General features: G+C 73.9%; 12 protein-coding genes. 2 read left to right on the top strand and 10 right to left on the bottom strand.

Annotation, left to right across the window (positions count from 1 at the left end):
• Positions 1-35 precede the first annotated feature (35 nt).
• Entirely contained in the window at positions 36-1,283 is a 1,248-nt protein-coding gene (locus AC07FT_RS21540) for an FAD-dependent oxidoreductase (RefSeq protein ID WP_479177645.1), read from the bottom strand.
• 207 nt (positions 1,284-1,490) lie between these two features.
• Here AC07FT_RS21540 and AC07FT_RS21535 point away from each other — a divergent pair, with 207 nt between their 5' ends.
• Entirely contained in the window at positions 1,491-2,279 is a 789-nt protein-coding gene (locus AC07FT_RS21535) for a peptidoglycan-binding domain-containing protein (RefSeq protein ID WP_479177644.1), read from the top strand.
• Positions 2,280-2,292: 13 nt separating this feature from the next.
• Here the strand turns inward: AC07FT_RS21535 and AC07FT_RS21530 are convergent, their stop codons facing one another.
• The 3 genes from AC07FT_RS21530 to AC07FT_RS21520 all read right to left on the bottom strand — a co-directional run bounded on the left by AC07FT_RS21530 (position 2,293) and on the right by AC07FT_RS21520 (position 6,514).
• On the bottom strand, positions 2,293-3,612 hold the full coding sequence (locus AC07FT_RS21530; RefSeq protein WP_479177643.1) for a CAP domain-containing protein: 1,320 nt from the start codon (positions 3,610-3,612) through the stop codon (positions 2,293-2,295).
• Between the two features lie 128 nt (positions 3,613-3,740).
• Positions 3,741-5,213, bottom strand: a complete 1,473-nt coding sequence (locus AC07FT_RS21525; protein ID WP_479177642.1) for an NAD-dependent succinate-semialdehyde dehydrogenase — start codon at positions 5,211-5,213, stop codon at positions 3,741-3,743.
• A gap of 41 nt (positions 5,214-5,254) precedes the next feature.
• Entirely contained in the window at positions 5,255-6,514 is a 1,260-nt protein-coding gene (locus tag AC07FT_RS21520; RefSeq protein ID WP_471199750.1) for an aspartate aminotransferase family protein, read from the bottom strand.
• 191 nt (positions 6,515-6,705) lie between these two features.
• On the opposite strand from AC07FT_RS21520, the gene AC07FT_RS21515 reads away from it, so the two are divergent.
• The gene (locus AC07FT_RS21515; RefSeq protein WP_479177641.1) at positions 6,706-8,355 is read left to right on the top strand and encodes a PucR family transcriptional regulator; all 1,650 of its coding nucleotides are present in this window, start codon (positions 6,706-6,708) and stop codon (positions 8,353-8,355) included.
• Here the strand turns inward: AC07FT_RS21515 and AC07FT_RS21510 are convergent.
• From AC07FT_RS21510 to AC07FT_RS21485, 6 genes are all read right to left on the bottom strand, one after another.
• Positions 8,329-9,567, bottom strand: coding sequence for a cytochrome P450 (locus AC07FT_RS21510; protein ID WP_479177640.1), 1,239 nt, complete (start codon positions 9,565-9,567; stop codon positions 8,329-8,331). The two genes, AC07FT_RS21515 and AC07FT_RS21510, sit on opposite strands and share 27 nt — an antisense overlap.
• Positions 9,564-10,349 (bottom strand): hypothetical protein, encoded by a 786-nt coding sequence (locus AC07FT_RS21505; protein WP_471199741.1) that lies wholly within the window; start codon positions 10,347-10,349, stop codon positions 9,564-9,566. The genes AC07FT_RS21510 and AC07FT_RS21505 overlap by 4 nt, the downstream gene beginning before the upstream one ends.
• Positions 10,346-11,026 (bottom strand): helix-turn-helix transcriptional regulator, encoded by a 681-nt coding sequence (locus AC07FT_RS21500; protein WP_374215360.1) that lies wholly within the window; start codon positions 11,024-11,026, stop codon positions 10,346-10,348. Before AC07FT_RS21500 ends, AC07FT_RS21505 begins: the two co-directional genes overlap by 4 nt.
• Before the next feature lie 245 nt (positions 11,027-11,271).
• Positions 11,272-14,091: an ATP-binding protein gene (locus AC07FT_RS21495; protein ID WP_479177639.1), complete on the bottom strand. Its 2,820-nt coding sequence runs from the start codon at positions 14,089-14,091 to the stop codon at positions 11,272-11,274.
• Complete coding sequence (locus AC07FT_RS21490) at positions 14,081-16,837, bottom strand: AAA family ATPase (RefSeq protein ID WP_479177638.1); 2,757 nt, start codon at positions 16,835-16,837, stop codon at positions 14,081-14,083. The genes AC07FT_RS21495 and AC07FT_RS21490 overlap by 11 nt, the downstream gene beginning before the upstream one ends.
• 60 nt (positions 16,838-16,897) lie before the next feature.
• Positions 16,898-19,798 carry a helix-turn-helix transcriptional regulator gene (locus AC07FT_RS21485; RefSeq protein WP_479177637.1) on the bottom strand — a complete coding sequence of 967 codons (2,901 nt, stop codon included), beginning with the start codon at positions 19,796-19,798 and terminating at the stop codon, positions 16,898-16,900.
• Positions 19,799-19,800 lie beyond the last annotated feature (2 nt).

The raw sequence follows: 19,800 nt of genomic DNA, 5'->3' as shown, positions 1-19,800 counted from the left end.
CCGTCCGCGGTGCCGCCGCGCCGCCCCCTTCCGGTTCAGTCCGGACGGCGCAGCGACACCGCGGGCGGGCGCTCGCGCATCGCGCCGTAGGCGAGGAAGTACGCGGGTGCCCGCTTCAGCCAGGGCGCCTTGGTGAGGAGGTCGGCCAGCCGCAGGGCGCGTACCTCCTTCCCGGCCGGTGAACGCCCGCTGAGCAGCGGTTCGATGACCCGGGCGTGGGCAGTCCGCTGCAATGCCTGGGTCATGGCCGTGGTAGGCCAGCGGCGGCGCTGCACCGCACGGACGTCGCCCAGCCCCACCCTGCCCTCACGGAGCGGCTCGACGAGATGGCGGGCGGCGGCGACGGCGTCCTCGACGGCGAGGTTGATCCCGATTCCGAAGACCGGGGACATCGCGTGCGCGGCGTCGCCGATGCACAGCAGCCCGGGGCGGTGCCAGCGGCGGAGCCGTTCGATCCGGACGTCCAGCAGTTTCACCTCGTCCCAGGACTTCAGTTCCGGTTCGCGGTCGGCGATCCACGGGGCCACCTGCGCGAACTCCTCCAGGAACCGGTCGAGACCGTCGGCGCGGCGTTCCTCGTCGGCGCCCTTGGGGATGAGGACGGCGCACTGCCAGTAGTCACCGCGGTCGATCATCGCCGTGATGAAGCGGTCGCCCGCGGTGCCCACCACGCCCTGTGGATCGGACTCGCGCCGCGGCAGCCGGAACCACCATGCGTCCATCGGGCAGGGGAAGGAGCGCAGTCCCAGTTCGGGCAGGGCCCTGGCCAGCGAACCCCGGCCGTCACAGGCCACGGTGAGATCGGCGCGCAGTTCACCGGTGGCACCGTCCGGGGTGCGCTCGCGATAGCGCACCCCGGTGATCCGTCCGCCCTCGCGGAGGAAGGAGGTGGCCTCGGTGTTCATCCGCAGCCGGAAGGAGGGCTCCCGCGACGCCTCGTCGGCCAGCAGGTTGAGCAGATCCCACTGCGGCACCATGGCGACGTAGTTGTACGGGCCGGACAGCGCGCTGAGGTCACCCACGGTGAACAGTTCGCCGTCCGGTCCGATGGGCAGCTGAACGGTGTGCACATGCCGCTGCGGCAGCGCCGCGAACCGCTCCGCCAGCCCCAGCTCCTCCAGCAGGGCCAGGGTGCTCGGGTGGACCGTGTCACCACGGAAGTCGCGCAGGAAGTCCCCGTGTTTCTCCAGGACGGTCACCTCGACGCCGGCCCTGGCCAGCAGCAGGCCGAGGACCATTCCGGCGGGGCCACCGCCCACCACACAGCATGTGGTCCGTTCCATCGCATGCGCTCCCTTCGGTGTGTCAGGAGACAGGGCAACACCTCAGGATCGGTACCCCGGGGAGCCACGCCCTATCACCACTCGTCACGGGGACGGACGGACCAGTGAAAACACGGATGCGCGGCCCCGGGTGCGCCCTTCCCTTGAGACGTCCCGGACTTCCGTCCGTATGTCCGCTTGACGGTGTGGGGCGCAGAAGGAGGTTGTATGGCAGCCGAGTACGAACCCGGCAGGCGGACCGGCCGCCGGACGGACCGGCCGGGCGGCACCTACCGTTCGGTCCCCGCGCCCGGACCGGCCCCGGCGCCCCGCGGTGCCCAGGGGCCGGGCGCGGGGACCGGCCCTCCGGTCGAAGGGTGGATGGAGGATCTGCATCTGTTCCGCCCGCCCGGTGACCCACTGCTGCCGGACGCCCACCAGGTGGCCGAGGCCGACACCCAGGAGATGGAGCTCCGGCCCGGGGGCCCGGGGTCCTGGGACGCGGCGTCCACCGCCGCCCTGTCCATGCCCGAGCCCCTTCCGTTCCCCGGGCCCGGCGCGGGCGCGGTGGTGCGGCGCCGCTCCCGGGCCGCGCTGCTGCTGGTGGGCGGGTTGAGCGCGGGGGTCGCGCTGACGCTGGTCCTGGTGGTGCCCCGGGACGCGGCGACGGGCGCGGCGCCCCCGGTGACGGGCGGGGTGAGTTCACCCCCGGCGACCGGGGGCGGCGCCGCTCCCCCGGTGCCCGCCACACCTCCGGCACGGACACCGGACGGGCAGTGGCAGCAGAACGCCCATCCGAACATCCTGACGCTCGGGGACAGCGGTCCGCCGGTCACCGAGCTGCAGACCCGGCTGCTGCGGATCCCGGACGTGTACCAGGGCGGACAGGTCAACGGGCAGTACGATCAGAGCCTGGCGGAGGCCGTGTCCCGCTTCCAGATCCTGAACGGGATCCGCGGGGACGCCAACGGGGTGTACGGGGACGCCACCCGGCGCATCCTGGAGTCGCGCACCTGAGCGATCCCGTCCGTCAGGCGGCGCCGAAGACCTGCGTCCAGTAGGTACCGGCCCGGCTGCCGGTGGCGTAGCCGACGCCGATGTGGGTGAAGTCGGGCTTGAGGATGTTGGCGCGGTGACCCGGACTGTCCATCCAGCCGCGGACGACCTCCACGGCGGAGCGCTGGCCGCAGGCGATGTTCTCGCCGATGCCCCGGTGGCCGGCACCGGCGGCCCTGGCCCGGTCCCAGGGCTGTCGTCCCTCGGGTCCGGTGTGGGAGTAGAAGTCGCGCGCGACCATGTCGTCGCTGTGCCGCTGGGCGGCCGTGGTCAGCCGTGGCTCGGCGGCGAGCGGGGCGAGCCGGGCGGCGGCCCGCTCCGCGTTGGTGAGCGTGATGACCTCGGAGGTGAGCCGCGCCAGACCGTCCGGGGTGAACGGCCGGGCCCACACCGCCGTCCAGAAGACGTCCCCGCCGGGACCGACCGCCCGGCCGAGCCCGAGGTGGGCCACGGCCGGGTCACCGAACGGTCCGCGGCGCTCCGCCCCCGACAGGCAGTAGTCCACGAACTCCTCGGGGGTGCGCGGTCCGGAGACCAGGTGCTCCTCGACCGTCAGACAGCGGTAGCCCGTGGCGGCGATGCGCTGGAACAGCGAGACGCCGTCCGGTCCCTCCACGGCCAGCCGCCCGGCCGACGCCATGGCTGCGGCATGTGACTCGGCGGCGGTGGTCAGCCTGGTGTCCAGGGTGAGCGGTGGCGCTCCGGCCCGCGCCCGCGCCGCGTTCACCACCGCCGACGGCCCTCCCACCCCGTCACCCGGCCCCTGCACCGGGAACGGGGGCGGGGAGGGCGCCGGTGCGGTGGGCGAGGGCGGTTCATCGGCAACCTCGACCCCGAAGTCCCGTGCCACTCCGGCCAGTCCGTCGGCGTACCCCTGGCCGAGGGCGCGCACCTTCCACCGGTCGCCCCGCCGGTAGACCTCGGCGAGCAGCAGCACGGTCTCCTGGACGGGGCGCGGCGGGGTGAACCGCGCGAGCGGCGCGCCGCATTCCGCCGAGACGGTCAGCGCGGGCACCGGCAGCCGGCCGAGCGGGGTGGCGGGGTCGGCGGGGCTGATGACGACGGTGATCCGCTCGGCGTCCGGGCGCAGCCGCCGGGGGTGGAGGGTGAGGGTGTCACCGTGCAGCCGTGCGCCTGGCGCGGAGGGCTGGTTGAAGAAGACGAAGTCGGCGTCGCCCGCGACCTTTCCGTCCGCACCCGTGATCAGCGCGGACAGGTCGAAGGGGCCGGGCACCCGGATCGTCAGCGTGCCCTCGGGCAACGCCAGATTGCCGCCGGGGACCAACTCGCCCATGTCCGCTCCTCACCACCGGGTTCATGGGGGCAACGCCCCGGCCGGGCCGGTGGTTCCACACGAGGCCGCGCCCGCCCCGGCCGTGGGGCCGGGGCGGGCGCGGGGGTGGCGGTCGGTCGCCGTTCCGGTCAGGCCGGGACCGCGACGTACTTGTACTCCAGGAACTCGTCGATGCCGACCCGGCCGCCCTCACGGCCGAGTCCGGACTGCTTGACGCCGCCGAAGGGGGCGGCCGGGTTGGAGACCAGTCCGGTGTTGAGGCCGACCATGCCGACCTCGAGCCGTTCGCTCATCCGCAGCGCGCGGTTGAGTTCCTGGGTGAACACATAGCCCACCAGCCCCCATTCGGTGGCGTTGGCCGTGGCGACGACCTCGTCCTCGTCATCGAAGGTGAGGATGGCCGCGACCGGTCCGAAGATCTCGGTCTCCATCAGCCTGCTCGCGGCGTCCACCCCGGTGAGCACCGTGGGCGGGTAGAAGCAGCCGGGGCCGTCGGGGGTGCTGCCGCCGACCAGGACCTCCGCGCCGCGGGCCACCGCGTCGGCGACCAGCTCCTCGACCTTCTCCCGGCCCGCCCGGTCGATGAGCGGGCCCACGTCGACACCGGGGCGGCTGCCGGGGCCCACCTCGAGCGCGCCCATCCGGCGGGCCAGCCGGTCGGCGAACTCGGCGGCCACGGACCGGTGCACGAAGAACCGGTTGGCCGCGGTGCACGCCTCCCCCATGTTGCGCATCTTGGCCATCATGGCGCCCTCGACCGCGACATCGAGGTCGGCATCGTCGAAGACGATGAAGGGGGCGTTGCCGCCGAGTTCCATCGAGGTGCGGACGACGGCGGGCGCGCACTGGGCCAGCAGGGTACGGCCGACCTGGGTGGAGCCGGTGAACGAGAGCTTGCGGATCTGCCCGCCGGTCAGCAGCGGCTCCACCACCTCCCCCGCGCGCGAGGTGGTCACCACGTTCAGCACACCGGGCGGCAGCCCGGCCTCCTCCAGGATCCCGGCGAGCGCGAGACTGGACAGCGGGGTCTGGGGCGCGGGCTTGAGCACCATGGTGCAGCCCGCCGCGATCGCCGGGCCGATCTTGCGGGTGCCCATGGCGAGCGGGAAGTTCCACGGGGTGATGAGAAGACAGGGACCGACGGGCCGGCGCATGAGCAGCATGCGGTTCCTGCCGTCCGGCATCATGGCGAAACCGCCGTCGATCCGGACGGCCTCCTCGGAGAACCAGCGGAAGAACTCGGCGGCGTAGACGGCCTCACCGCGCGCCTCGGCCAGCGGCTTTCCCATCTCGGCCGTCATCAGGGCGGCGAGCGCGTCGGCCCGCTCCAGGATCAGTTCATAGGCGCGGCGCAGGATCTCACTGCGCGCCCGGGGCGCGGTGGCGGCCCACTTCTCCTGGGCGTCCTCGGCGGCGGCCAGCGCCCGCCGGCCGTCCGCGGGGCTGGCGTCGGCGACCTCGCACAGCGTCTCCCCGGTGGCCGGATCGTCGACCGGCATGGTCAGGCCACCGGCCGCGTCGGACCATGATCCGGCGATGTAGAGCTTCTTGGACACCGTGGCGAGCACATCGGCCGCGGCGGGGAACGAGGGGGTGGACATGGCGGCAGTCTCCTTCAGGACAGGGCCTGGGTCCGGGGCGGTCAGGAGCCGGCCGTACCGGCGCTCACGGCGGCGGACCAGGCACGCAGACCCTCGTCGATCGCCGCTTCGTCGACGACCAGGGCGGGGATCATCCGGACCACATGGTTCCAGGCGCCGCACAGCAGCAGCAACAGTCCCTCGTCCACCGCGGCCTTCTGCACCCGGGCGGCGGTGGCCGGGTCCGGCTCGCCGTCCTCGGTGACGAACTCGCTGGCCTGCATCAGACCGAGGCCGCGGACATCGCCGATGGCCGGGGTCTTCGCGGCCAGGTCCTCCAGTCCGCCGCGCAGCCGCGCGCCCATGGCCTCGGCGTTGGCGACGAGGTTCTCCTCCCGCACCACGTCGAGGGTGGCGGCCGCGGCGGCGCACGCCACCGCGTTGGCCCCGTAGGTGCCGCCCTGGGAGCCGGGCCACGCCTTGCTCATCAGCTCCTCGGAGGCCGCGATGCCCGACAGCGGGAAGCCGCTGGCCAGGCCCTTGGCGGTGACCAGGATGTCGGGGCGGACACCGAAGTGGTCATGGCCCCAGAACCGTCCGGTGCGGCCGACACCGGTCTGCACCTCGTCCAGGATGAGCAGGAAGCCGTGCCGGTCGGCCCGCTCACGCAAGCCCTGGAGGAAGCCCTCGGTCGCGGGGACGTAGCCGCCCTCGCCGAGCACCGGTTCGACGATGACCGCGGCCGTGTCATCGGGGTGGGAGATGCTCTGGAGGACGTAGTCCAGCTCACGCAGGGCGAACCGCGTCGCGGTCTCCTCATCCCATCCGTACCGGTAGGCGGTGGGGAACGGGGTCACCACGACCCCGCTCATCAGGGGCGAGAAGCCGGAGCGGAAGCGGGTGCCGGAGGTGGTCATGGAGGCGGTGGCGACGGTACGGCCGTGGAAGCCGCCGTGGCAGACCAGGACGTTCGGCCGGCCGGTGGCCTGACGGGCGAGCCGCAGGGCCGACTCGACCGCCTCGCTGCCCGAGTTGGCGAAGAACAGACTGTCGAGTCCCGGGGGCAGCACCTCGCCCAGCTTCTCGACCAGCCGCCGCAGCGGCGGGTGCATCACGGTCGTGTACTGGCCGTGGATGAGGGTGCCCACCTGCTCCTGCGCCGCGGCGACGACCCGCGGGTGGCAGTGGCCGGTGCTGGTGACACCGATGCCCGCGGTGAAGTCGAGATACCGCCGGCCGTCCTCGCCGTGGACGTGGACGCCCTCCCCACGGACGGCTACCACAGGAGTGGCCTGGCGAAGCTGCGGCGACAGATTGGTCATGTTCTCTCCCACACCCAACAGGTCGGCGTTTGCGCGGACTCTTCGAGACTGCGGGAGCGGACCGGGCGAAGACAATGATCGTTCTGTCGCTCCCTGGTGATCGGTATGGACGATCTGTCAACGGCTCCTCCCCGGCCCGGCGTCAAGGGGGCCCGTTGCGCACGGGACCGGAGCTTGTCAGAGTGGCCCGCATGGACGGCTCCGGCGGGATGACGTACGAGGCCGGCGCGCCGCTCACGCTCGACGCCGCGCTGCGGCTGCCGGTGCTGGCCGCGGGGCTGCCGGAGGTGGTGTCCGGCCAGGGGCAGCTGTCCCGTCCGGTGCGCTGGGTGCACATCACCGAACTGCTCGATCCGGCGTCGTTCCTCAAGGGCGGGGAGCTGGTGCTCACCACCGGTATGCCGCTGCCGGAGGGGGATCCCTCGCGGGTGCGGCGCTATGTGGAGGAGCTGGCGGACATCGGTGCGGCGGGGCTGGTGATAGAGCTGGTCCGGCGCTACCACCGGCCGCCGAACGAGCTGGTGCGCGCCTGTCTGGACCGGGACTTCCCGCTGGTGGTGCTCTCCCGGAGCGTGAACTTCGTGGAGGTCACCCAGATCGTCCACTCCATGATCATCGGCAGTCAGATCGAGAGCCTGCGCAGGGCCCATGACGTCCACGACGCCTTCACCGCGCTGACCCTGCGCGGCGCCGAGCCCGACGAGGTGGTGGGCATGGCGGCCGAGCTGAGCGGGCATCCGGTGGTGCTGGAGAACCTGGTGCACCAGGCGGTGATCTGCGGCCCCCCGGGGCCGGGGGTCGAGGCGGCGCTGACCGGCTGGGAGCGGCGTTCCCGCGCGACCCCCTCCCCGGACCGCACCGAGCTGAGCGGTCCGGAGCAGTGGCTGGTGACGGCGGTGGAGTACCGGGGTGAGCGCTGGGGACGGCTGCTGATGCTCCCGGACACCTCCGGCAACCCGGCCACCGGACCCGAGCACGCGATGGTCCTGGAGCGCACGGCCACCGCCCTGACCATCGCCCGGCTGACCCAGCACACCCGCTGGGAGCGGCGGGCTCAGCGCACCCTGCTGCTGGACCTGGTCGAACGGCGCTGCCGGTCCGCCGGGGAGGCCAGGGCGCGGGCCGAGGCGCTGGGCACACCGGTGCAGGGCCGCCGGTTCATCGTCGCCCTGGTCACGCTCGTCCGGGGGCCGGACACCCAGGAGTCGGCGGAGCTGGAGGACCGGCTGACCGCCGAGCTGGCGACGGGCGGGACATCCGTCCTGGTCGGAGCGGTGCCCGGGGATCACATCGGGGTACTGCTGACCTTCGAGCCGTCCGTCTCCTGGCGACCGCTGGCGGAGCGGCTGAGCCGTGCGGTGCGGGCGTCACGGCCGGACGCGGTGGTCAGCGTGGGCTCGGAGGTGGCGGATCTGTCCCAGCTGGCGCACTCCTTCCAGCAGGCGGCCCGGGTCGCGGACGCCGCCGTCCCCGGCACCCCCGACAAACCGTTCCACGAGCTGTGCGATATCGGGCTGCGGCAGCTGCTGTACGCGCTGCGCGGGGACGTGCGGATACAGGAGTACGTGGAACGGCAGCTGGGACGGCTGGTCCACTACGACGAGCGGCACGGCACCGATCTGCTGTCGACCTTGCGCGCCTATCTCGACGCGGCGGGCAACAAGACCGTGGCGGCGAAACGGGCCAACCTGTCCCGCCAGGCGTTCTACCAGCGGCTGCGTTCGATCGAGCGGCTCCTCGGCTGCGATCTGGAGTCCGGCGGGCAGCGCACCGAACTCCATGTCGCGCTCACTGCCTTCCAGGTGCTGCGGCTGTCACACGGCACGTCCTCCGCATCCTGAGCGTTCCGCCGGCCGTACGCGTTCCGCGTCACCGGGCGGGCCCCAGCGGACGGTGAGCCGTTCCGGCGGCCGTTCGGCGGAGCCCGCTCGCGGCACCGCCTCCTCCGGTCCCATCGCCAGCCGCAGCCCGGGGAGCCGGGTGGCCAGACAGCGCAGAGCCGTCTCCAGCTCCACCCGGGCCAGCCGGGCACCGGGGCAGTAGTGCGCGCCGTGACCGAAGCTGAGGTGGCGCGGGGTGCGGCCGGGCAGCAGCCGGTCCGGCTCGGTGAAGACGGTCTCGTCGCGGTTGGCGGAGGCGAGGGAGACCAGCACCACGTCTCCGGCGGGCACCACCACCCCGCCCACGGTGACATCGCTGGTCGCCCGGCGGGAGCGCAGCGCGTCACCGAAGGTGCCCAGCCGCAGCAGCTCTTCGATCAGCGCCCGGGGGTCGGCGGGCCAGGGCGTGGGCAGCCCGCCCCGGATGAGCAGGGTCAGCACCGCGTTGGCCACCGCGGCGACCATCGTCTCGTACCCGGTGACCAGGAAGGTGGCGGCCAGCGAGACGGCGCTGGCGTCGTCGCCGTCCCGGGCGAGCGCCGAGACCAGGTCATCCGAGGGCACCGCGGTACGTGCGGTGACCAGCGCCGCGGTGTACGCCATGAGGTCGCGCTGGGCGCGCTCGACGTCCTCCGGGGCGTGCCCGTCGACCGCGAGCACCGTCTCGGCCCAGTGCGCGAACCGGTCGCGGTCGCCCAGCGGAACGCCCAGCAGCACGCACATCACCCGCATCGCGAACGGACGGGCGAAGTCGGCCACGAGGTCGGCCTCGGCGCGGGCGGCGAAGCCGTCCACGAGCTCTTCCGCGATCTCGGCGACCGCGGCGCGCAGTCCACCGGTCCGGGTACGGGTCAGGGCCGCCGTGGCCCGGATGCGAAGCGCGGTGTGCTCGGGCGGGTCGGTGGTGAACAGCAGGCCGGGCGGCAGGGTCCCGGGCCGGATACGGGGCGCGCCGGGTTCGGTGAGCGCAGCTTTGCTCAACCGGCGGTCGGAGAGCGCGAACCGGGCGTCCCGGTACCGGCTGACGAGCCAGCCGAGGTCGCCGGACGGCATCCGCACCGGGCTGACCGGGCACTCCCGGCGCAACCACGCGTAGGGGGCCGGCGGTTCGGCCGGGCGGTCGGCCGGGAACGGCAGCCGGGGCGGCCGGTCGGGGGCGCGGACATCGCTCACGGGATGTCCCCCGACGCGTCGAGCCCCGGCTGCCCGGCCGCCACGCCCCCGGTCCCGGCCCCGGCCGTGCCCAGTGCCTCCCGGAGGGTGATCGCCCATCCGGTCCGCAGCAGCCGCCGCGCGGTCTCGTCGGCCACCGTGTCCAGCCGCCCGGTGAAGACCGCGACGCCGACGGCGGCCGGGCCCAGAGGTAACGGCGGGGTGACCGCGGTGGCCCCGAAGACGGGCGCGGGAGGTCCGGGGGTGAGTCCGGTGAACGCGATCCGCCGCAGCCGGGAGCGCACGCTCCACCACAGACAGGCGGCGTGGGCCAGCGCCGTGGCGATCTCGCTGCCGCGCCGTCGCGGCTCCACGATCTGCCGGGCGAACATCAGCAGTTCACCGTCGCCGAGCGTCTCCTCCAGCGAACCGAAGTCCTCGTAGAGCTCGCCCTCCCCGGCCCGGCCGACGGTGACGCGCAGGGCGCCGACCGCCGTATCGCCTTCCGTGCAGAGCAGATGGACGGCGCGCTCGTCGTCCTCGTCCCAGACCGGGACGCCGAGCCGGTCCAGCGTCCGCCCGTGGTGGGCCCGGCGCAGATGCAGGACATCGGCGCGGCGGGGGGTGGTGCGGGCGATCCGTACCGTGCGGACGACACCGCCGCGCGTGTAGTCGGCGACCGGCGGGTCGAGTTCGGCGAGGGCGCGGTCCGCCTCGTGGGTCCTGGAGTGGCGGCGCGGCCACAGCCGGTCGGCATCGGACCGGCTGTGGCCGCGTGTCGCCCGCTCCTCGGGCGGGATCACTTGACGAAGTCCTGGACGACCTTCGGGGGCCAGGAGCCCACATTGAGGACGCCCAGCGAGTAGGCGCGGGAGACCAGGGCCGCGCGGTTGGGCACGCGCAGCTTACGGAGCAGCCGGGTCACGTGGTACTCGACGCCCTGGCGGCTGAGGTAGAGCCGCGCGGCCAGGGGGATCGTGGACAGTCCGGCCGCGATCCCCTCCAGGATGCGTGCCTCGATCTCGGTGAGCAGCTTCTTGCGTTCGGTGACCATGTCCACCTCGCCGCCGCCCGCGGTGGGGCGCATCAGGACGAGGATGGATGCCACATGGGAGCGGCCTTCGCGCACCGCCACCGCCGTGAGCACGCTGGTGAAGGCCGAACCCTCGGGTCCGACGAGCACCGTGTGGGCGGCGAAGCGATGACGGGAGCCGTCGACGAGCCCGGTGAACTGGCGTCGCAGGGTCTGCTGGACGCTGGGGTGCACCAGATCGCAGAAGCTGCGGCCGCAAACCTCGGCCGACGCGTCGTCGAACTGGCGGAAGAACTCCCGATTCGCCTGCAGGACCGTCAGGGACGGGTCGAGACATACGACACACACCCCTGGCTGGTCGAACTGGCGCAGGAGATCGGCGTACTCGGCCTGTTCACATCCGAGCTCGTGGGGGGTTGGCCGAGCCGTATCTGCTAGTGCGGACATTGCCAAGGGACTGCCATCCCTTCCTGAATTCTGAATTTTTCGGGGAAATTGCGCGCGCAATTTTTTTTCGAATGTGATTTCAGAATGAGACTAGGGAGGAGTGGCTGATCCAGTCAACGTCAACTGCGGTCCCGCCGCCCAATCCCGTGGTCGGCGGGGGGTGGGGGTTCGGTCCGCACCCCCGGGTTTCGGTGGTTCGGTACGGTGGTTCATCCAGTGCGCCGATCGTCGCTGAATTACCGCCGTTAACTGCGGTTTTGCGGTTGAAGGCGGGGCAGCAGACGGATGAGCTCGCGGCGTCCGGAGACCTCCAGCTTGCGGTAGGCGTGGGTCAGGTGCTTCTCCACGGCACGTGTGGTCACGCCGAGTTCACCGGCGATCTCCTGGTTGGTGAGCCCGCGGCCGACCAGCCCGGTCACCGTGCGTTCGGTGCGGGTGAGGCTCGCCTCCGGCCGTACGGTGGGCGCTGTCCGGCCGTTGCGGGTGCCGGCCCGTTCGGCCAGCCAGGGCGCACCGCAGGCGGCGGCGAGGGCGGCCGCCTCCTGGAGTACGGCCTCCGCCTCGCTGCCGCCGCGCAGCCGTCTGCCCAGGGTCAGCAGGGCACGGGCGAGTTCGAGCTCGTTGGCGGAGGCGCGCAGGACGTCGACGGACTCGCGCAGCAGGTTCACCCCCCGGTCACCGCCGTGGAGCCGCCCCTTGAGCCGCAGGGCGCGGCCGATCGCGACCGGCGCGCCCCATTCCACCGCCCGCAGATGTTCCTCCTCGGCGAGGGCGAACGCCGCGCGGGCGTCGCCGACGCGCACCTGGAGGGCGGCCGCGCCGGGCCGCCACGGGAAGAGCACGGGATTGCGCCAGCCCGACGCCTCCAGCTGCCGTCCGCATGCGAGCAGGGTCTCCAGCGCCGCGCTCCACCGCCCGTGCCCGGTGTCCTGCGCCGCCTTGAGGAGCTGGAGGGCGGTGGTCAGCGTCAGGCTGGCGGACCTGCGCCGTCCGAGCCGGTCGAGGATCCGTTCGGTCAGCGCGGGGTCGCGCAGTTCCAGGGCGACTCCGGTGAGGGCCACGGTGGAGATGACGCCGATCTCCTGCCAGTGCGCCTCGGCCAGCCGTGCGGCGCGCTCGGCGTGGTCCAGCGCCTTGGCGGGGCGGCCGCGGGCGGTGAGCACCATCGCCTGTTCGAGGTGGACGAAGGCGTCCACGACGGTGGTGTCCTGCCGCACGGTGTGGCGTTCGGCCGACAGCCAGGAGCTGATGTCGCGTACCGAGTCGGAGGCGACCAGGGCGATGACCACCAGGGGCAGCGCCGAATGCACCCGGGCCGAGGTGGCCGGTTCGCGCTCCAGGATGCGGTGGGCGATCCCGGTGATCCGGCCCACCGGCAGCCGGGCGGTCAGCGTCGCCGCAGTGAGCAGCACCGCGGTCAGCTCGCGTTCGGCGGTCGAGCCGAGCGCAGGCTCCTCCCCCATCCCGTTCAGCCGGGCCACGGCGGCGGCCAGTTCAGCGGGGTCCTCGTGTCCGGAGTGCCGCAGCCGGGCCTCCAGCCGCAGGGACAGATCGCGCGCGGTACCCGCCAGGTCGGCCGCCGGGCCCAGGTCCTCGGCCACCTGGTGCAGCAGGTCGAGGACGGAAGGGGGGGTGAGTCCCACGATGGTCGGGGAGATCCTCAGGGCGGCGGCGGCCCGGTGCCGCGCCGAGGACAGCAGGGGTATCGCCTGGGAGATGTGGCGTTCACAGGCGGCCGGGTCGAAACCGCGCTCCGCGGTGGCCAGATCGATCAGCAGCCGGGCCCGTCCCTCACCGGACAGCGCACCGTCCAGCAGTGCACGCCGCAGATAGCGGGCGGCGGTGTCGGGTGCGCCCCGGCGCAGCGCGGTGTCCGCGGCGGCGCGCAGCACCTCCACCGACCAGGAGTGCCGGGAGGCGGTGACGGCCATCAGCTGGGCCGCGACCAGTTCCGCGGGGCAGCCGCTGCGGTAGAGCAGTTCGGCCGCCGCGTCGTGCAGCCGCTCGCGTTCGGCCACGGTCATGGAGGACTCGACCGCGTCCTGCACCACCCGATGGACGAAGCGGGGTTCCTGTTCGGTGGCGGTCAGTCCCAGTTCGTGGACGGCGCGCAGCGCGGCGGCGTAGCCGATCGCGTCCAGTCCGGCGAGCCGGGCCATCAGCCCGGGGTCGCTCTGGTCGCCGAGGACCGCGATGGCCGCGGCCAGGTCCCGCACCGGCTGGGGCTGGGTGCGCATACAGCCCGCGAGCCGCTCCCGGAGCTGGGAGGGCCGCAGTTCGCGGGCGGCGTCCGCATGGCACACGGTGGGCTGGTGCCCGTTCACGGCGAGGCCGAGCAGCACCGACAGCAGGAACAGCGGATTGCCCCCGGAGATGTCATGACAGGCCCGGGCGAACTCCTCGTCGCCCCGTTCGCCGAAATGCTCCTGGATCATCCCCTGGGCGGCGTCCACGGTGAGCGGCGCGGGGCTCAGTACCCGCGCGGCCGCGTCAGTGACCTCGCACAGCAGCGGGTGCTGGGCGCGCGGGTCCCCGTCGCGCAGGGTGCACACCAGGACGGCGCGCAGTCCGTGCAACCGCTTGACCAGATAGGCGAGCCAGCGCAGCGAGGGGGTGTCCACCCACTGGAGGTCATCGACGAGGAGCAGCAGCGGACCGTCCGCGCACACGTCCGCCAGCAGGGAGCGCAGCCCGTAGAGGACGGCCTCGCTGGCGGCGGCGGCCCGACCCTCCCCCGCCGGGACGGCGTCATCGGCGAAGACCGTGCGCGCGAAGCCGCCGTGTTCCCGCAGCCAGCGGTCACGGAGCTCCTCCGGGGCACCGGTGAGCAGACTGTCGAAGAGCTGGCGGACCACGCCGAAGGCGAAGTCCTGCTCCATCGGCGCGGCGTTGGCGCGCAGCACCCGTACGCCGTCGTCCTCGGTCCGCGCGGCCAGCTGTTGCAGCAGCGCGGTACGGCCGATCCCCAGCGGGCCGGTGAGCAGCAGCAGTGACGAGTCCCCCGCACGGGCCGCCGCCAGGGCCTCCGCGACCTGTGCCTTCTCGGCCTCGCGCTCAAGCAACATCCGTTCCGTACCCCTCTGTCGCCCGGATCAGCGTGCGCAGTTCCGCCCGCCCACGGATCCGCAGCTTTCGGTAGGCACCGCTGAGCCGGAGCTCGACGGTGCGGGTGGTCACCGACAGCAGTTCGGCGATCTCGCGGTTGCCCCGGCCGTGTCCGGCCAGCGTCGCGGTGCGCCGTTCGGCTTCGGTCAGCGTGGCCCACGCCGGATGCGGGACGGCGCCGGACGCGGCGGGCCGGCCCAGCCGCCCGGTGAGGACGCGCACCCGCTCGGCCAGCCTGCTGGAGGGGCGGTGGGTGGTGGTGAGGGTGGCCAGCTCGGCCAGGAGCGCGGAGGCCGCGCAGCGGTCCCCGGCGTCCAGTTCGGTCCTGACCAGCTCGGTGAGCGCTCCTGCCAGGGCCAGCAGGGAGGGCGTGCCACGCAAGGTGCCCACCGCTTCGCGGAGCCGCTCGGCGCGCCCTTCACAGGCCACCCGTCCGGCGCCGAGCTGGGCCCAGCCCAGCGCGCTCGGCGCGCCCCACCGCAGAGCCAGCGCGACCTCTTCCCGGGTCAGCCGCTGGGCCTCCTCGTGGTCCCCGGCCGCGTGGCAGGCGCGGGCGGCCATGGAACGCCAGGGCATCAGGGCGGGATTGATGTGGCCGCGGCGCAGCAGCCGTCGTCCGGCGCCGCGGAAGCGCTCTCTCGCGTCGGTGATCCGGCCGTCCACCAGGTCCACCGTCCCCTGGGCGAAGAGCAGATACGCCCAGGCGGCGCCTTCCCGTTCCCCGGTGGGCGGGGCGGTCGCGGCGAGTGCCCGGGCCCGGTCGGTCTGACCGCTCTCCAGCGCGACGGTGATCTGGACGGCGGACAGATAGGGAGCGGCGTCCGGGTGCCAGCGGGCGTGCGGCAGGGAGCGTTCCGCTGCGGCGGCGTCCCGTTCGGCCATGTCCAGCCGTCCGCGCCGCAGATGGAGTTCGCCGCGGACGGCGAGGACGAGCGCGGACGCGGCGCGGGCGTGCTGTCGGCGCAGTTCGGTGTGGAGGACGTCCAGCCGGGTCCCGGCCTCTTCGACGTCGTCGGTGAGGAACAGGGCGCGGGCCGCGGCGAGCCGGGGCAGGATCAGGGCGCCGCCGCCCTCCTGGCCGGTGGCCGCGCGGCGGGCCAGCTCCCGCGTCAGCGCCAGGTTCTCGGCGCGCAGGGCGAGCTGCCAGGCGCGGGCCCCGGCCTGGGCGGGACACGGCGGCCGCTCGGGCAGCGGGGGGACGTCGGCCAGGGTCAGCGCGGTGTCGTCCTCCCGTCCCTCGTCGGAGAGCCAGTAGAGGGCGGCCAGTTCGGCCCGCTCCACGTCATGGGCGGTGGGCAGCGCGCTCAGCACCGCCCGGCGCAGCCCCTCGACACCGCCGCGGGTCAGGCCCAGATCGGCGGCGCGGGTGCGGGCCCGGGAGAGCTGGCCGCCCTCGGTGCGGATGATCTCCTCCAGGCGGCGGTCCCCGGCCTCGGGCGCGGCCAGCACCTCGATGGCGGCCAGTTCCAGTCCCAGCCGGGCCCGTGATCCGGGCTCCATGGGCTCGTCCAGCGCCCGGGTCAGACAGGCGATGGCCTCGGCCGACCGCCCGGCGCGCAGCGCGGCGGCGCAGGTGCGGCGCAGGGTGTGGACCGCCCAGGGCTCTCCGGCGGGACGGGCGGCGAGCAGCAGCCGGGTGATCTCCTCGTCGGGTACGGCGGCCCGGTGCGCCAGCTCGGCGGCGCGCGCGAAGAGGTCGGCGCGCTCCGCGGCGGTCATCTCCTCCAGGACCCGGGTCCGCACGTCGGCGTTGCGCAGCCGCAGTCCGGTGCCGGAGGCGACGGTGAGCCCGGTCGCCTCCAGGGTGGCGCGCAGCCCCGGCTCCCGTGCCGCCCCCGGCCCCGCCAGCGTGTACAGCAGGGGCAGGTCCAGCAGTTCACCGCAGACCGCCAGGGCGCGCAGCACCGCCACCGCGGTGTCCGGCAGCCCGCTCAGCGCCCGGGTGGTGTGCTCGCCGGTGACCGCGGTGATGAGCGCCCGGAGTTCGGGGACCCGGGCGGCCAGCGGTCGGTGGCCGCGCGCGGCGAAGCGGCTCAGCGCCTCGTGCGCCACCGCGGGACTGCCCGCCGTGGCCTCGGCGGCGGCCGAGGTGAACGGCTCCTCACCCGGTTCGCCGCAGATCAGCGCCACGGCGGTGGCGATGTCCCGGTCGGTCAGCGCGGACAGGGTGAGCTGGGTGACGGGCACCGGGCCGGGAGCCGAGGTGATCCCGCTCCAGCCCGGGTGATGACCACCGGTGCTGCTGGCCACGACCGCCGCAGGGGTACCGGGCAGCCGGCGTATCAGGGCACCGAACCAGCGCAGTGAGGCCGGGTCCAGCAGCCCCACGTCCGCCACGGTCACCAGTGTGGGCTGGTCCCGGGCGCTGCGCAGCAGTTCGGCCAGTCCCGGTAAACGGGTGTCCGGGCCATGTCCGACCAGGACCTGCCGGGTGCCGTCGCCGAGCCCGTCCACGGGGGTCAGCAGTTGGTCGACGGCGCCGTAGCGCAGGGCGTTCTCGCTGGGGGTGGCCTCGGCGCGCAGGACGCGGAGTCCGCGGTCGGCGGCGAGCCGGGCCACCCATCCGAGCAGTGCGCGCTGTCCGGAACCGGGGCGGCCGGCGATCGTCACGACCGCGGGCCGACCCCTGCCGAGGTCGGTGACGACCCGGGCCAGCGCTGCCTGCTCTCGTTCTCGCCCGGGGAACGGGAGCCCGTTGAACTGCATGGTGTGACTATATGTCCGGCGGATCGCCGGGGGGGCCGGGGCGGTGCTGTCACGTTGTGGTCAGTATCGCCCGCGCGAGGCGGAGACCCAAGCCGGTGCCCGGGGGTCGGGAACGCTCGGGGTGTGCAGCACCGAGGACAGCTCGGTGCGCTGGCTGACCCCCAACTTGCGGTAGACACTGGTGAGATGGGTCTCCACGGTGCGCACCGTGACGAACAGCGACTCGGCGATCTCCCGGTTGCCCGCACCGCGCGCGGCCAGCCCGGCGACCGTGCGCTCGGTGCCGGTGAGCAGATCCGCCGGCGAGGCGGTGATCTCGCGCATCCGTCCGCCCGCGGCGACCAGCCGCCGCCGCGCGTCCCGGGCGAGCGCCAGCGCCCCGCAGCTCTGGGCCAGGTCGGCCGCGGTCCGCAGATGCTCCCGCGCGCCGCGCGGATCACCGTGCTCCAGCAGCGCTCCGCCGAGCAGCAGTTCCGCGCGGGCGTACTCGGCGCGGGCGGGTGAGGCGGACAGCTGGTCGACGGCCTCGGTGAGCAGCTCGACACCGGCCGTGCCGGAGGTGATCACTCCCCGGGCGAGCGCGGCGAGTCCCAGCGCCCGCGGGGTGTTCCAGCGCCGGGCCAGTTCGGTGCCGTGGTCGACGGCGTCCCGCATCCGGTCGGGGTCCTTCCCCGCGGCACGGACACAGGCCGCCTCGACCCACCAGGGGACGAAGACGGGGTTGGCGAGCCCGGCCTCGGCCAGCGAGGCACCGCAGTCCAGCAGCAGCCGCAGCGCGGTGTCACCGTCGCCCAGCGCCCACCGGGCCCGTGCACGGGCCATCAGGTACCAGTGGTACTCCATGGCGAACCCGTCGATGTTCGGCCGGGTGACCCGCCCCAGCAGCTCCTCGGCGCGCTCGGGTTCACCACGGTCGATCAGGACGGTGGCCAGCGCGGTCTGCGGCATGGTCACGTTGGAGACCCACCGCTCCTCGCCGATGATCTCCAGGGAGGTCTGGGCGTCGGCGAGCGCGTCGGCCATCGCGCCGATCCCGTGCAGCACCAGGGCACGGCTGGACAGGGCCATCACATACGACCACACCGCGGCGTTCTCCTGGCTGAGCCGCAGCGAGCGGTCCAGCGCCTCCAGCGCCCCCTCGGTCTCGTCGGCCAGGCTCAGACTGACCGAGGACAGCAGCAGCGACCAGTTGTCGACCGCCACCCCCGAGGCGCTCAGGGTGTGCCGCGCCCGGCACACCGTCCGCTCGGCGGACCCGCCGCCCAGCGCCGAGTGCAGCGTCATCACCGCGAGGATCTGGCGCTGTGCGGGGGTGTCCCCGGGCGGCTCGGGCATCCGTGCGAACCGCTCCCGGACCGCGTCGATGGTCGCCTTCTCATCGGAGCCGGTGATCAGCAGCGCGGAGCGGACGAGGGTCAGCAACTCGGCATCGGCCGGATCGGGTTCGGGGCCCGTCCCGGCCTCGAGCGCGTCCAGCACCTCGGTGAGCACCCGGACCGCGCTGCGCGAACGCTGTACGGGCAGACAGGTCATGCCGTACTGCACGGCGATGGGCGCCTTGGCGCGGACGTCGGAGGTCAGCGACAGCGCGTGCTCCAGCAGCCGGACCGCTTCCACCGGGTTGATCTCGGCCAGCGCCCGCGCGAGCTGCACCCGGACCGGGACGCTGTCCCGCTCGGCCTCCAGTACGCGGTACAGATAGCGGGCGGTGGCCTCGGGGGCGCCCCGGTGCTCGGCCTGGGCGGCGGCCTCGCGCAGCACCACACGCATCCACGGCTCGGGGGTACCGGGGACCAGCAGCACCTGGTTGGCCACTTCCTCGGCGGGCCGGCCGATATCGCTCAGCAGCAGGGCGGCCCGGGCGCGCAGGGTGGCCAGGGCCGGGGCACCGGCGGTCTCGAGCACCGCCGAACGCACCACGTCATGCGCCAGGTCCCGGCGGTCGGGCGCCATCACCTCGGCGTCGCGCAGCAGCGCCACGGCCTCGGCGACCCGGGCGGCGGGCACTCCGGCGAGCGCGCCGATATGCCCGGCGTCCTCGTCCCCGAGCACGGCGATCGCGGTGGCCACGTCCCGGACCCAGCCGGGCCGGTGGTCGAACAGGGCGCGCACCGACAGCGCGACGACGTACTGGCCGACCTCGGCGATCTCCTGGATACCGTGTTCATCCGGCGCCACGCCCTTGGCACGCAGCTCGCGCAGCAGGCGGGCCACGGTGAGCGGGTTGCCGCCGCAGACCGCCGCGGCGCGTTCGGCGAAGGCGGGCGCGACGGGGGTGGGGAAGACCAGCCGCGCCATCTCGCCCACGTCCGTGTCGGTCAGCGGATCGAGGCGGAGCACCGAGGTGCGGGGCTGGCCGAGGATATCGGCCAGTGCGCCGGGCGCGGCGGGCTCGGCCCCGGTGCGCTGGGCGAGCACCACCAGCAGCGGGAGGTGGTCGGCGCGCCGCAGCAGGAAGTCGATCCAGCGCAGCGATCGCTCATCGCACCAGTGCACATCGTCCAGGACGAGCGCCAGCGGGCCCCGGCCCATCAGATTGGCGGCGAGCCAGTACAGACCGTGCAGCACCGGATAGGCGGCGGCCGGCGCGCACGGCTCGTCGGGGCCGGGTCCGGGAGTGAGGGCGGGGAGGGCACGGGCGGCGCTGCCGCGCAGCAGCGGGGAGTGCCCGGCGTTCCCGTCGGTGAGTCCCAGGGCGGCGAAGAGGGCGCGGACCCCGCCGTATCCGGTGCCCGCGGCGACCTCGCGGCAGGTGCCGTAGAGCACGGTCATTCTGCGGCAGGCGTCGCTCTCGAGGAAGGCGCGCACCAGACTGGTCTTGCCGATCCCGGCCGGTCCGGTCAGCAGCACCAGTCCGGAGTGTCCGGCGATGGCGGACTCGGCGTGGCCGGTGAGCGCCGCGAGTTCCCCGGTCCGGCCGACGAGCGTGGCACCGGAGGCCGTGGTCCGCTCGTCCACCACGG

Source organism: Streptomyces sp. NPDC045899, from assembly GCF_056431485.1.
The sequence above is the reverse complement of the archived record's forward strand: the minus strand, read 5'-3'. Positions and strand labels throughout refer to the sequence as shown.

Bases quoted from the DNA above. Each gene is read 5' to 3' on its own strand.
- AC07FT_RS21525 (WP_479177642.1), bottom strand. From the start codon at position 5,213: ATGTCCACCCCCTCGTTCCCCGCCGCGGCCGATGTGCTCGCCACGGTG.
- AC07FT_RS21495 (WP_479177639.1), bottom strand. From the start codon at position 14,091: ATGTTGCTTGAGCGCGAGGCCGAGAAGGCACAGGTCGCGGAGGCCCTG.
- AC07FT_RS21515 (WP_479177641.1), top strand. From the start codon at position 6,706: ATGGACGGCTCCGGCGGGATGACGTACGAGGCCGGCGCGCCGCTCACG.
- AC07FT_RS21540 (WP_479177645.1), bottom strand. From the start codon at position 1,283: ATGGAACGGACCACATGCTGTGTGGTGGGCGGTGGCCCCGCCGGAATG.
- AC07FT_RS21520 (WP_471199750.1), bottom strand. From the start codon at position 6,514: ATGACCAATCTGTCGCCGCAGCTTCGCCAGGCCACTCCTGTGGTAGCC.
- AC07FT_RS21500 (WP_374215360.1), bottom strand. From the start codon at position 11,026: ATGTCCGCACTAGCAGATACGGCTCGGCCAACCCCCCACGAGCTCGGA.
- AC07FT_RS21535 (WP_479177644.1), top strand. From the start codon at position 1,491: ATGGCAGCCGAGTACGAACCCGGCAGGCGGACCGGCCGCCGGACGGAC.
- AC07FT_RS21530 (WP_479177643.1), bottom strand. From the start codon at position 3,612: ATGGGCGAGTTGGTCCCCGGCGGCAATCTGGCGTTGCCCGAGGGCACG.
- AC07FT_RS21490 (WP_479177638.1), bottom strand. From the start codon at position 16,837: ATGCAGTTCAACGGGCTCCCGTTCCCCGGGCGAGAACGAGAGCAGGCA.